Origin of the sequence: Blautia sp. AM47-4 (assembly GCF_003479865.1) — a bacterium.
GTDB lineage: Bacteria > Bacillota > Clostridia > Lachnospirales > Lachnospiraceae > Fusicatenibacter > Fusicatenibacter saccharivorans.
This window is the reverse complement of record NZ_QUHY01000007.1, coordinates 39,823-53,606: the sequence shown is the minus strand read 5'-3', so window position 1 is coordinate 53,606 and position 13,784 is coordinate 39,823. Positions and strand designations below refer to the sequence as shown.

Sequence of the window (13,784 nt, the reverse complement as noted above, 5' to 3'; positions counted from 1 at the left end):
TTTTGTGCTGTTTTTCCTGCTTATTGTTATGCGATCTGGCCTTCCAGTACCTCGGCAGCTTTTGCAACTGCTTCGTCGATCTTCTCCGGATTCTTTCCGCCGGCCTGTGCCATGTTCGGACGTCCACCGCCGCCGCCGCCGACAACGGCTGCCACTTCTTTGATCAGTTTTCCGGCATGTGCACCTTTCTTCATCGCATCATCGGTTACCATGGCAAGAAGGCTTACTTTGCCGTCCTTTGCAGATGCCAGAACAACAACGCCGCTTCCCAGTTTTTCTTTCAGCTGGTCGCCAAGGTCACGCAGTCCGTTCATATCGACATCCGGTACGGATGCAGCGAGAAGTTTTACACCTTTGACTTCGGTGACTTTATCCATAACATCGCCGAGCGCTTCTTTTGCCAGTTTGCTCTTTAAGGACTCATTCTCTGCCTGGAGTGCTTTTGCCTCTGCCTGCAGATGAGCGATCTTCTCGAGGAGATCCGCCGGTGTTGTCTTTAAGAGAGCTGCTGCCTCATGCATTTTCTCTTCCTGTGCTTTATAGTATGCAGTAACAGACGGTCCGGTCAGAGCTTCGATTCTGCGGACACCTGCTGCGACGCCTGCCTCAGAAACAAGTTTGAACAGTCCGATTTCAGCGGTATTCTTTACATGGGTACCGCCGCAGAGCTCTTTGGAGAAGTCTCCCATGGAAACGACACGTACTTTGTCGCCGTATTTCTCACCGAACAGAGCCATCGCGCCGGATTTCTTTGCTTCCTCAGTATCCATGATGTCGGTTACAACCGGGATCTGCTCCTGAATCTTTTCATTTACCAGATTCTCAACTTTTTCCAGTTCTTCCGGTGTCATAGCCTGGAAGTGGGCAAAGTCGAAACGGAGTCTGGTCGGGGTTACGAGAGAACCTTTCTGCTCTACATGTGCACCGAGAACAGTCTTTAATGCCTTCTGCAGAAGGTGTGTTGCGCTGTGGTTCTTCTCGATATTTTTTCTTGCCTCTTCGTTGACCTGAAGTGTAACTTCCTCGCCGTTTGAAATCATACCGGATTTCATGACACCGACGTGGCCGTATTTTCCGCCGCGGAGTTTGATGGTATCTTCTACTTCGAATACACCATTTGCTCCTTTGATGATACCGCAGTCGCCTTCCTGACCGCCCATGGTAGCGTAGAACGGAGTTTTCTCTACGAAAATGGTTCCCTTCTGGCCTTCCATCAGAGATTCTGCAATCTCAGTCTCTGTCGTCAGAACGGTTACTTTGGAGGTATCCTCCAGATGATCGTATCCGGTAAACTCAGTTGTTACGGACGGGTCGATCTCATCGTAAACGGTTGCATCAGCACCCATGTAGTTTGTTACTTCACGGCTCGATCTTGCACGCTCTCTCTGCTCTTCCATTGCTGCATGGAAACCGTCCTCGTCGATGCCGTAGCCCTTCTCCTCGAGGATCTCTTTGGTCAGATCCAGCGGGAATCCGTAGGTATCGTACAGTTTGAATGCATCCTGTCCGTCCAGAACTTTTTTGCCTTCGCTCTGCATTTTTTCTTCGAGCTCGGAGAGGATACGAAGTCCCTGGTCGATGGTTTTGTTGAACTGGGTCTCCTCGTTGTTCAGAACGTTGAAGATGAAATCTTTTTTCTCTTCAAGTTCCGGATATCCGTCTTTAGAGCCTTCGATTACGCTTGCGGAAAGGCGGGCAAGGAACAGTCCGTCAATGCCAAGCAGACGGCCATGACGTGCTGCACGGCGGATCAGACGGCGCAGTACGTAGCCTCTTCCTTCGTTGGTTGGCATGATTCCATCGGAAATCATGAATGTTGCGGAACGGATATGGTCTGTGATAAGGCGGATGGAAACATCGGTCTCATGATCTTTATCATACTCTTTTCCGGAGATTTCGCATACTTTGTTGCGGAGTGCCTGAATGGTGTCGACATCGAAGATGGAATCTACATCCTGTACGACAACGGCCAGACGCTCAAGTCCCATACCGGTATCAATGTTCTTCTGGATCAGGTCGGTGTAGTGGCCCTCGCCGTCGTTGTTGAACTGGCTGAATACGTTGTTCCATACTTCCATGTAACGGTCACACTCGCAGCCAACGGTACATCCCGGTTTGCCGCAGCCGTATTTTTCTCCGCGGTCATAATAAATCTCAGAACACGGACCGCACGGACCTGCACCATGCTCCCAGAAGTTGTCCTCTTTTCCAAAACGGAAAATACGGTCTGCCGGGATGCCGATCTCTTTGTTCCAGATATCAAATGCTTCATCATCGTCCTGATAGATGGATGGGTACAGACGATTCGGATCGAGCCCTACTACCTGTGTTAAAAACTCCCAGGACCATGCGATTGCTTCGTGTTTGAAATAATCACCGAAGGAAAAGTTTCCGAGCATCTCAAAGAAGGTGCCGTGACGGGCTGTTTTTCCTACATTTTCAATATCGCCGGTACGGATACATTTCTGGCATGTTGTTACTCTTCTTCTCGGCGGAATCTCTGCGCCTGTGAAGTAAGGTTTCAGCGGAGCCATACCGGAGTTGATCAGTAAAAGACTTTTATCGTTGTGTGGAATCAACGAAAAACTCTTCATAGCAAGATGTCCTTTGCTCTCGAAGAACTCAAGAAACATCTTTCGTAATTCGTTTACGCCATATTTTTCCATGACTGTTTGTCCTCCAAATAATTCAGTGTGTCCCGGAATTTCTTCCGGGAATCCATTCTTTTATAATAGCACACTTAATTATTTAACGCAAATTTTTTTGAAATTCTTCTTTCCTTTTTTCAGAACGATACCGTCCTCGCCGAAGGCTGCTTTTTCTACGGCATATTTCGGATCTGTGATTTTCTCACCGTCTACGGATACACCGCCCTGCTCTACGGCACGGCGTCCTTCGTTTCTGGTCTTTGCAAGCTCTGCTTTGACAAGAAGGGTTACGATATCGATTTTATCGTCCGTGAAATCCTCTGCAGAAATTTCACTGGTCGGCATATGCTCGGAGCTTCCGGTAGAGAATACGGCACGTGCGCCTTCCTGCGCTTTCTTTGCTTCTTCCTCGCCGTGTACCATGGAGGTCAGCTCATAGGCCAGGATCTCTTTTGCCTCGTTCAGCTTGCTTCCTTCCCAGGAATCCATCTCGTCGATCTGCTCCAGCGGCAGGAAGGTCAGCATACGGATACATTTTAAGACATCGGCATCGTCCACGTTTCTCCAGTACTGGTAGAAATCGAACGGGCTGGTCTTGTTCGGGTCAAGCCATACAGCGTTTCCTGCGGTTTTACCCATCTTCTTGCCCTGAGAGTCGGTCAGAAGGGTGATGGTCATTGCATAGGCATCTTTTCCAAGTTTACGGCGGATCAGTTCGGTTCCTCCCAGCATGTTGGACCACTGGTCATCGCCGCCGAACTGCATATTGCAGCCGTATTTCTGGAACATGTGATAGAAGTCGTAGCTCTGCATAATCATATAGTTGAACTCCAGGAAGGAAAGACCTTTTTCCATACGCTGTTTGTAGCACTCTGCACGGAGCATGTTGTTGACGCTGAAGCATGCACCTACCTCACGGAGCAGTTCTACATAGTTCAGGTTCAGCAGCCAGTCTGCGTTGTTGAGCATCATAGCTTTTCCCTCGCCGAACTCGATGAAACGCTCCATCTGACGTTTGAAGCACTCTGCGTTGTGGTCGATCTCCTCGCGGGTCAGCATTTTTCTCATATCGGTTCTTCCGGACGGGTCACCGATCATGGTGGTGCCGCCGCCGATCAGGGCGATCGGTTTGTTTCCTGCCATCTGCATCCGTTTCATCAGGGTCAGTGCCATGAAGTGACCTGCGGTCAGACTGTCTGCGGTGCAGTCGAATCCGATATAGAACGTTGCTTTTCCATTGTTTACCAGGTCTCTGATTTCATCTTCGTCGGTTACCTGTGCCAGAAGGCCTCTGGCGATCAGTTCGTCATAAATCTGCATTTTGTTTTTCTCCTTTTTTCGGTTGACTTTCGGGTATGTGTTACCGTCTGGGACCAAAGTTTTTTATACAAAAAGACTCCCGTCCTTTCCGATTCAAAGGACGAGAGCCCGTATCTCCCGTGTTACCACCTTACTTCACAGCTGTCTCACGGCAGCTGCCTTTGTCGGTATCCAAAACCTCTGAATACCCTGACGCTGTAACGTTCGTCTCTTACGTCGCAGCCTACTAAAAACGTGCATCATAGTTCTTCTGCCGCCCGTTTTATTCGGTGCGCAACTCCGGGATGTATTCGAATCGTACAGAACCTGCATGCGCCTCTCATCTGCCGGCTGCTTTCTGTCCGCGTTTTTGTACGTCTACTTGTTCCCTTCCAAGCCTTTTTCCATGTTCCATAGTATAAACGGTGATTCGAAATCTGTCAAGACTTCTGCTTTCCGTTTTTTCATCTATTTTTAATATCCGCGGTCCTGATCCATCATATACAGGAGTGCGTTGCAGATGCACGCCGCGATATTGCTGCCGCCTTTTCGTCCGCGTGCCACGATATACGGGATATTGGTCTGCATAATCAGTTCTTTGGACTGTACCACATTGACAAAGCCGACCGGAACTCCGATGATCAGCGCCGGTTTTATTTTTCCTTCCCCGATCAGTTCATAGAGGCGGACCAGTGCCGTCGGCGCATTTCCAACCGCAATAATCAGCTTTTTATCCAGCTCCGCTGCTTTTTCCATGCAGGCTGCCGCGCGGGTGCTTCCGGTTTCTTTTGCTCTTGCCGCAACATCTTCGTCTGACATAAAGCAGAGCGCTTCACCGCCGTGGCGCGCAAGCACCTTTTTGTTGATGCCGGATCTTGCCATCTGCGTATCCGTCACAATGCAGGCTCCCTCCCGGATCGCCTCGATGCCTTTTGCCACCGCATGCTCCGAAAAGCAGAGATTATCCGCATAATCAAAATCCGCACTTGTGTGGATACACCGCTTTACAACCAGTTCCTGATCCTCTGGAAACGTTCTTCCGTTTAATTCTTCCGTGATAATTTCAAAGCTTCTCTTTTCAATCTCGTGCGGGCTTACCTGCTCCAGTTCTATCTTCATCTTTATGCCCCTTCTTCCAGAATTTGATAAATCTTCTTCATGTCGAGATGCTCGCGCAGCGCATCTGCGAGAATATCGTACTGTGTCTCTTTGAATGTCTGGTAATCGACACCGTGAATCTGCTCCATGGCAATTCCCTTATTCTTTGCAAGTGCTTCCACGATCCGTTCGGCAACTTCTTCTTTGTCGAAAATGCCGTGCACATACGTACCGTACACATTTCCTTTCTGTGCACCGTCCAGCTTATCCGAATCAGCACGGTTCTGATCATCGATGAACGTGAATGCTTCTGTTTCTTCTTTCCGCACCGTTTCTCCCATATGGATTTCATAGCCCTCAATCCGGGTTCCCTCGATCCCGGCAAGAACGCCTTCTGTTTTTCCAAAAGCGCCCTCCGCGCGGGTTCTCGTCTTCTCACCGGCAAATACGGTATCCATCGGCAGGAGTCCCATTCCTTTGATCGTTCCGCCGGCTTCGACATGCAGCGGATCGCTCAGCGTATCTCCGAGCATCTGGAAGCCGCCGCAGACACCGAAAATTACTTTTCCGGCCGCAGCCGCCTTCAGTACGGCCGCTTCCAGACCATTCTGACGCATCCAGAGCAGATCCTCCATCGTGTTTTTCGTTCCCGGAAGCAGAATCATATCCGGATTTTTCAGTTCGGAGACAGAGCTTACGTAGCGGAGTGATACGCCTTCGATCCGCTCGAACGGGTTGAAATCGGTGAAGTTTGAAATACGCGGGAGACGGATGACCGCAAGGTCAATGAGACCGATCTCCTCTTTTCTGGTGAATCGCTCGGTCAGACTGTCCTCGTCTTCCACTTCGATGTGGAGATACGGCGCCACGCCGACCACCGGGATGTGTGTTTTTTCTTCCAGCATCACAACGCCCGGGTCCAGGATGGTTTTGTCCCCGCGGAATTTGTTGATAATCAGACCCTTGATGCGGTCGCGCTCATCCGGCTCTAAAAGCTCTACGGTACCGTAAAGCTGAGCAAAAACGCCGCCGCGGTCAATATCTCCGACGAGGAGCACCGGTGCATCCACAAGCTTTGCCATTCCCATATTGACGATATCATCGGCTTTCAGGTTGATCTCCGCCGGACTTCCGGCTCCCTCGATCACAATGATATCATACTGTTCTTCCAGTGCATGGTACGCTTTCATGATGTCCGGGATCAGCTCTTTTTGTGGGAAAAATATTCCCGCGCACTCATGTTTCCCAGTACCTCACCGTTTACAATCACCTGCGAACCGGTGTCATTCGTCGGCTTTAACAGAATCGGGTTCATCAAAACGGACGGTTCGATCCCGGCCGCTTCCGCCTGCATGACCTGTGCACGTCCCATCTCAAGGCCTTCTCTCGTAATAAACGAATTCAGCGCCATATTCTGTGATTTGAACGGCGCCACACGGTATCCGTCCTGATGGAAAATCCGGCATAAGCCCGCCGCAAGCAGACTCTTTCCCGCATTTGACATCGTTCCCTGTATCATAATTACTTTCGCCATCGTTTTTCCTCCTAAAACCACTGCAGAATCTGTGAAACGGCTTCTGTCAGAATCTGGTTTTCTTCATGTGTGCGTACGGCTGCACGGTAATATCCGTCGGCAAGGCCCGAGTAGTTGGAACAGTCGCGGATCAGAATGCCGCCTTTTTCCAGCCGTGCGGCAAGTCCTTTCGGTCCCTCAAAGAACAAATAATTTGCACAGGAATCCCATACGGTAAGACCTGCTTTTTCCAGTTCTGCTTTCATCCAGGCGCGTTCTTTTCCGATCAGTTCCCGTGCTTCTTTGACGTAAGCATCCTCGTTCAGGCGGCAAGGCCTGCCATCTGCGCCGGAATCGAAACATTCCACGACTGCATGCTGCGGCTGATCCGATCCAGCAGATCCTCGTCGCTGCAGAGCAGATAGCCAAGACGCAGGCCCGGCATTGCGTAAATCTTTGTGAACGCACGCAGAATCAGCAGATTCGGATATTCGTCCAGTTTTCCCTGCATCGTCACTTTTTCCGGCTCCGGCAGAAATTCTATGAAACACTCATCCAGCACCAGATAGATGTTACGCTCCCGGCAGTTATCCAGGATCTTTAAAAGAAGTTCCTGCGGAATCGTAAGGCCGGTTGGATTATTTGGATTACATAAAAAAACAAGATCCAGATCGTCGGTCAGATCATCGCAGAAATCGTCCTGTAAAAGAAAGCCTTTTTCCTTTTGCAGCAGATACATACGGATAAAACACCCTGCCGCTGAAAGCGCTGCTTCATACTCTGCAAATCCCGGCGCTGCAATCAGCGCTTTTTTCGGGCGGAGAGCCTGTGTCAGGGCAAAAATAAGCTCCGCGGCGCCGTTTGCAAACAGGATATTTTCTTCTGGAAGCTGCTCCTTTTCCGACAGTGCCCGGGTCAGGTCCCGGCACAGTGCGTCAGGATACTGTTCCACCGATTCCGCGCTCTTTCTCACCGCCTCTTTCACACTTTCCGGAGCTCCAAGAGGATTGACATTCACAGAAAAATCGACTCTGCATTTTTTCGTGTAAATGTCTCCTCCATGTGGATTTTGTCTCATACCATATGCCTTCCTTTCTCTTTTCCGTTGTGTTTCTATCTTCTCTTTTTACAGAAATAAAAAGAGCGCGCGGATTCCCGCAAAGAACACCAGTCCGAGGAACGAGGTCAGATACATCAGATGATTTGCTCTTTTGATATCTTCCGCCTCGACCGGGCGGATATCATCGCCGATCGTTGGTTTCTTTACGACTTTGCCGAAATACACGGCATCTCCGGCAAGCTGTACTTCCAGCGCCCCTGCCATAACTGCTTCTGTCTGCGCAGAATTTGGGCTGGCGTGGCAGTAACGGTCGCGTTTGTAAATTTTTTCTGCATTTTTCCAGTTCATGCGCTCGCATGCAGACGCAAGAATCATCAGCCATGCGCTGATTCTCGCCGGTATGTAATTGACGACATCGTCCAGCTTTGCCGCACACCGTCCAAAATACAGATATTTGTCATTTTTGTATCCCACCATGGAATCCATGGTATTGATGGACTTATACAGAAAGCCCAATGCCGGTCCGCCGAGGGCAAGAAAGAGGAGCGGTGCAATGACACCGTCCGACGTATTCTCCGCGATCGTTTCCACGGCAGCTTTCGTCACTCCTGTTTCCGAAAGATTTTTCGTATCACGTCCTACGATCATGGAAACCGCATAGCGCGCCCCCGGAAGATCGTTTTCTTTTAATTTCTGATAGACCTTCATGCTCTCATCCTTCAGGCATTTCGTTGCCGGAATCTGCCAGCACCAGAGAACCTCCAGAAGGAAGCCGATGACCGGATGAATTTTAAATGCCGCAAAGAGCAGCAGTGCCGGAACACCGTATCCCGCCAGACAGACGAGGATCACGAGAAAAACTCCTCCGGCAAGCTCTCCCTTTGGCGTTTTCGGAAATACCTTCCGCAGCCATTTTTCCAGCAGGGCAATGAGATTTCCGATCACACGGATCGGATGGTACAAAAAGGAGGGATCTCCAAGCAGCAGGTCCAATCCATAGCCCACAATCAGGGCTGCTAATGCTGTTTTCATCTTGTTTTCTCCTGTTCTTTCCGGTAAGAGACACACTGCTCCAGAAATTCCAGTGCGAGGTGCGGACTTGCCATATAGTAAAGATGCGGGAATCCCGCCATCATCCGTTTTGTCGCATGAATGCATTCCCAGTTCCGCTTCCGCAGCGGTTTTGCCGCATGCCATGCACTTCCGCAGTCTGTGCTGTCAAAGTAATGGAACTCATGGCCGCGCACCGGATTTCCGCCGTTCCGAAAGGTATCTTTCGTGTTTGGCGTGAGGGTGATATAGCCGAATCTTCCCAGCTTTTTTGTCCGGTAAACATTTCCCGGAACAGCCTGTACCATAGGATACACATTTCCATCCATATCCTCCATGGATTCTGACAGGTACATATAACCGCCGCATTCTGCAAGAACCGGCATTCCCTGACGGATGTTATCGCGGATCTTCGTTCTCATGGTCTGGTTTTCCGAAAGCTCTTCTGCGTGCAGCTCCGGGTAGCCGCCGCAGAACAGAAATCCGTCTGTATTCTTTGGCGGCTCCGCATCGGAAAGCGGCGAAAAATATTCGATTTTGGCTCCAAGTGACGCGAGAAGCTCCAGATTATCCCGATAAAAGAAACAAAATGCTTCATCCTTTGCAACGGCAAGAATCGGCTTCGCAGCACGCACCTTGGCGGCTGCTTCGCTTTCTGTCACCTTACGCAGGACTTCCGGCATTTTTCCCGAGAGCTCTTCTGCCCCTTCTGCAATCGCAAGAATTTTTTCAAAATCCAGTGTCTTCTGCAGTGTTTCTGCAAGCAGATTGACCTGCTCCTGCAGATTTTCCACCTCATCCGGCATCACAAGGCCGAGGTGGCGGCTTTCTAAGTGGCATTCCTTCAGTTCCGGCACAAAGCCGACACAGAAAATGCCAAGTTCTTTTTCCGCCATCGGCGCGATCTCCCGGTACAGCATCTCTGACATCCGGTTAAAGATTACACCGGCGATCCGGCTGTCCTCTTTGTACTGCAGGTATCCCTTGATAAAGGCAAGCGCTGAAACGCTCATGCCTTTGGCATCGACAACCAGAAGAACCGGCGTTTTTGTCATACCGGCGAGATCGTAGGCGCTGCCTTTGGTAGAAATTCCGCCAAGACCGTCGTAATACCCCATAACGCCTTCCAATACGGAAATGTCATGACCCGCTGCATGTTTGCAGAACAGATACTGTGTTGTTTCTTCCTCTGTGAAAAACGGATCCAGATTACACGACGGGGCGCCGATTACCTGTTCGTGAAACATCGGATCGATATAATCCGGGCCGCATTTAAACGCTGCGGGCTGCTTTCCCATCTGCTGCAGTGCACGGAGCAGTCCGCAGGTGATCATCGTTTTCCCGCTTCCGCTCCTTCCTGCTGCCAGCATGATTCTTGGTGCTTTCATTCTTTGGCACCTCCCTGGGCTGTAAAGATATAAACCGGATTCTGGGCAATCATCAGATGGCTTCTTCCGGCCTTTTTCGCATTGGAAGCCTGCAGGCAGACGATTTCCGGCTCTTCAAACGCAAGTTTTTTGAAACACGATGCTGCCTCCGCTAATGTTTCCACGGTTACTGTATTTAATACCACGCGGATGTTCGGATTCTTCCGCAGGAGCAGTTCCAGAATCTCTTTTAAGTTTCCGGCAGACCCGCCGATAAATGCATGCGTCGGAACCGGGAGTGCTTCGAGTGCTTCCGGTGCAGTTCCCTCAATAATTTCCAGATGATCCACTGCAAATTTCTTTTTATTTTCCTGCAGAAGTGCAACGGCTGCCGGATTTTTTTCTATCGCATATACCTTTCCCTGTGCTGCACGAAGCGCCATCTCAATCGAAACAGAACCTGTGCCCGATCCAATATCATAGACAACAGAATTCAAAGAAAGCTGCAGATGAGAAAGAGACGCATTGCGCACTTCCCGCTTGGTCATCGGTACTTTGTCACGCAGAAATACTTCATCTGCCATGCCGGCTGTAAACTCTGGTTCCGGATTCGGGTTTTCAAACAGAAGAACCGCAAGCGGGGCAAACTCCATTTTAGCAAGTTCGAATGGGGTTCCTGTCACAATCTGTTCTTCCGGATACGACAGATCCGTTCCCACATGCAGCACAATCTGCTCCCAGCCGTACGAACTTAACGTCTGGCAGATTTCCCTGACACTGCCCTTTCCGCCGGCGATCGCCAGAGTTTTCCGGTTTCGGCGGACCGACTCCAGAAAGTTGCAGTGCTGTCCGTGCAGGCTCACAAATGCTGCATCCTCCCAGGACACTCCGATTTTGGCACAGAAATAAACCAGCGAAGAAATTCCCGGCTCTACACGGACAGAAAAATCCGCATCTTCCGCAAGGACGGCCTGAAGTTTCTTTGCTCCGCTGTAAAAGCCGACATCACCCGACTGCAGAAGAACAATCTTTTCATATTCCGGGTGCGCCTTCAGATACTCGTAAATCTTTTCCGGGCTGTATTCTGCAAGCATTGGCTTCTGATATTTTTCTACTGCTTTTGTCATGCGTCCCGCACCGATCAGCACATCCGCCTGCTCACACGCGTCTACGAGCGCCAGCGTCATCTGTGCTTCTGCACCAGGTCCGATTCCGGCGATCACGACGTCCCGTTTCACGGACAGATCAAATTTTTCAACGAGATACCGCTTGACCTCGTCCTCCGAGAGTCCTTCTTCCTCTTTCGGACGGCCGATCAGAACGACACGGACACCGGCCTTTTTTGCTGCCTCAATTTTTTCTTCAAAGCCGCCGTTTCTTCCGGATTCCTTCGTTACCATCCATTCGGCATGGAACGACTGCAGCATTGCAACGTTCATATCCATAGAAAACGGTCCCTGCATGCCTATGGTATGTGCGGCATCAAATCCAAGTTCCGCGCAGGATGCAATTACGCCTGGCAACGGCAGCACCCGGGCATACACACGGTTTTTATAATCCGGAAGCTCTGCAAATTTTGCGAGTTCCTTGCTTCCTGTTGTCACCAGAATCTTTCCCTCTGTGCCCGCCAGATACGATACCGCTTCTTCTGTCGTATCGACCATGACGCAGGATGGATCTGCCGCAAGCGACGGCCGCAGCAGCCGAAGATACGTTTTTCCTGCTTTTTCACATGCAGACCGGATATTTTCCGACACAAGATCGGCATACGGATGGGTTGCATCGATAACCATTTCCGGCTGTTCTTCGCCAAAAAGCTGTTCCATCTCTTCTTCTGTCAGTCTTCCGCTTCGAACCGTCAGGGCACCGCCCTCCTCGATCCGGCACTTGCCGTATTCTGTCGCCGTACAGGCAAGGGATGCAATCTCATATTTCTTCAGAAAACTGCAGATTTCCCGGCCTTCCGTCGTTCCGGCAAAGACGATTACTTTATTCATAGCGATATCCCCTCGGCGTTACCATGTGATCCCGGATTTCCTTTGTCTGACTGTTTCCGATAAATACCGTCGTAAACATATCCACTTTTGTATTGCGAAGTTCTGCAAGCGTCATGGTCCGGCTCGTCTCCCCGTCTCTTCCGATCTGGCTTACGATTCCGCAGACGGTTTCCGGCGCTTTGTAACGAAGCATCAGATCACACGCTTTTTCCAGATAATCCGCTCTCTTATGGCTTCCCGGGTTATAAAGACAGATGACAAAATCCGCTTCCGATGCCAGCAGAAGACGTTTTTCAATTTTCTCCCACGGTGTCAGAAGATCGCTCAGGCTGATCAGGGCGAAATCGTGGATCAACGGTGCACCAAGAACGGCAGCGCCTCCCGTTGCGGCGGTCACGCCTGGAATTACCTTAATTTCAATATCAGGCCATTCTTCCGAAAGCTCATACATCAGACCTGCCATACCGTAAACGCCGGCATCTCCGCTGCAGATCATAGCAACCTGTTTTCCCTCTGCCGCAGTTTCAAATGCCAGACGGCAGCGCTCCACCTCTTTCCGCATCGGCGTCGTCAGAAATTCTTTTCCTGCAAAATGTTCTTTTACCAGATCCACATAGACGGTATAGCCGATGATCACATCGCAGTTCCGCAGCGCATCCGCCGCCTCGATCGTCATTTTTTCATATGCTCCGGGGCCGATGCCCACGACAAAAATTGTACTCAAAATACTGCCCTCCAGTCCGCCGCAGCCAGTGCAACTGTTACACCGTCCGCTGCCTTTTTTTTCTTTATCAGTCTGCCGCCGGCGAGAACTGCGCTGCGCTCACAGACATTGTCAATTCCTGTAATCTTCTTCACAAACGGAGACGGCGTAAATTCCCCCTCCGCCGTTTCCAGTTCTTCTGCAGAAAAGGTCCGGTACTGCCAGCCATACTTTTCCACCAGCTGCAGAATTCCCGGCTCCTGCGCTTTCAGATCAATACTTGCCGCCTGTCGAACTGCTTTTGGAGAAATCCCGGCCGCCGCAAGTGCCGCAAGAACCTTTTCTTCAATCCGGCCGGCCGGTGTATTCTTCTTACAGCCGATGCCGACGGTGATCACCTCGGGATCAGGTGAAGTGTTCTCTCATATGGCGAATCCTCTTCCGATGTGGTAATGCAGATTCCCATCGACGGTTTTGCCGCCTCTTCCGGGATCAGTTCCTCCGGTTTTGTTCCATCCACCGGAAAACGGCTGCAGAATCCAACCGTTTTTCCGTCCACCAGAAGCGCCGCTGCCTCTTTTGCCAGCTCCATCTCACAAATTTCACAATGATTTTTTACAGCAAAGACATCGACCGCAAACTTGTGATTGACATCCGTTGCCGTTGTAATGACCGGAACCGCACCCGTTACAGCTGCAACTTCTTCCGTCAGCTCGTTTGCTCCGCCGATATGGCCGGAAAGTAATGAAATCACAAACTTTCCCTGTTCATCCATACACAGAACCGCCGGATCTGTCTTTTTACTTTTCACGTACGGTGCAATACTGCGCACCGCAATCCCGCACGCCCCGATAAACAAAATCGCATCCATTTTCTGAAACATGCGCTCTGTCCATGCAGGAAGCGACGGTGCAATCGCAGGAATTCCCGCTTCTTTCCCGTACTTTTCCAGTGCATATCCTTCACAGCTGTGTTTTTTCAGTGCCGCACAGAGTTTTCGATTCCAGGCGCATCCGTTTCTTGTAAAACTTGCTATGGCTATTTTCATC

Annotated in this window: 9 protein-coding genes and 2 pseudogenes; all 11 read right to left on the bottom strand. The window is 50.4% G+C overall.

Going from position 1 to position 13,784, the window contains the following annotated elements; translation table 11 throughout:
* Positions 1 to 26: 26 nt before the first annotated feature.
* The 11 genes and pseudogenes from alaS to DW965_RS19810 all read right to left on the bottom strand — a co-directional run bounded on the left by alaS (position 27) and on the right by DW965_RS19810 (position 13,783).
* Positions 27 to 2,666 carry an alanine--tRNA ligase gene (alaS, locus tag DW965_RS06535; RefSeq protein WP_117760331.1) on the bottom strand — a complete coding sequence of 880 codons (2,640 nt, stop codon included), beginning with the start codon at positions 2,664 to 2,666 and terminating at the stop codon, positions 27 to 29.
* Between the two features lie 78 nt (positions 2,667 to 2,744).
* On the bottom strand, positions 2,745 to 3,968 hold the full coding sequence (tyrS, locus tag DW965_RS06530; protein ID WP_055218066.1) for a tyrosine--tRNA ligase: 1,224 nt from the start codon (positions 3,966 to 3,968) through the stop codon (positions 2,745 to 2,747).
* A gap of 453 nt (positions 3,969 to 4,421) precedes the next feature.
* The gene (locus tag DW965_RS06525) at positions 4,422 to 5,066 is read right to left on the bottom strand and encodes a precorrin-8X methylmutase (RefSeq protein ID WP_055218068.1); all 645 of its coding nucleotides are present in this window, start codon (positions 5,064 to 5,066) and stop codon (positions 4,422 to 4,424) included.
* Between the two features lie 2 nt (positions 5,067 to 5,068).
* Positions 5,069 to 6,579 (bottom strand): annotated as a pseudogene (locus DW965_RS06520) (cobyric acid synthase).
* Between the two features lie 11 nt (positions 6,580 to 6,590).
* Positions 6,591 to 7,636 (bottom strand): annotated as a pseudogene (locus DW965_RS06515) (pyridoxal phosphate-dependent aminotransferase).
* Positions 7,637 to 7,684: 48 nt separating this feature from the next.
* Positions 7,685 to 8,650, bottom strand: coding sequence for an adenosylcobinamide-phosphate synthase CbiB (gene cbiB, locus DW965_RS06510; protein ID WP_117760334.1), 966 nt, complete (start codon positions 8,648 to 8,650; stop codon positions 7,685 to 7,687).
* A complete protein-coding gene (locus tag DW965_RS06505; protein WP_117760335.1) occupies positions 8,647 to 10,056 on the bottom strand; it encodes a cobyrinate a,c-diamide synthase in 1,410 nt (469 codons plus the stop codon). Before DW965_RS06505 ends, cbiB begins: the two co-directional genes overlap by 4 nt.
* Positions 10,053 to 12,032, bottom strand: coding sequence for a precorrin-6A reductase (cobK, locus tag DW965_RS06500; protein ID WP_119198167.1), 1,980 nt, complete (start codon positions 12,030 to 12,032; stop codon positions 10,053 to 10,055). Before cobK ends, DW965_RS06505 begins: the two co-directional genes overlap by 4 nt.
* A complete protein-coding gene (gene cobJ / locus DW965_RS06495; RefSeq protein WP_022462307.1) occupies positions 12,025 to 12,756 on the bottom strand; it encodes a precorrin-3B C(17)-methyltransferase in 732 nt (243 codons plus the stop codon). Before cobJ ends, cobK begins: the two co-directional genes overlap by 8 nt.
* Positions 12,753 to 13,133: a cobalamin biosynthesis protein gene (locus tag DW965_RS19815; RefSeq protein ID WP_243036464.1), complete on the bottom strand. Its 381-nt coding sequence runs from the start codon at positions 13,131 to 13,133 to the stop codon at positions 12,753 to 12,755. Before DW965_RS19815 ends, cobJ begins: the two co-directional genes overlap by 4 nt.
* Positions 13,130 to 13,783 carry a cobalt-precorrin 5A hydrolase gene (locus DW965_RS19810; RefSeq protein ID WP_243036462.1) on the bottom strand — a complete coding sequence of 218 codons (654 nt, stop codon included), beginning with the start codon at positions 13,781 to 13,783 and terminating at the stop codon, positions 13,130 to 13,132. The genes DW965_RS19815 and DW965_RS19810 overlap by 4 nt, the downstream gene beginning before the upstream one ends.
* Position 13,784 lies beyond the last annotated feature (1 nt).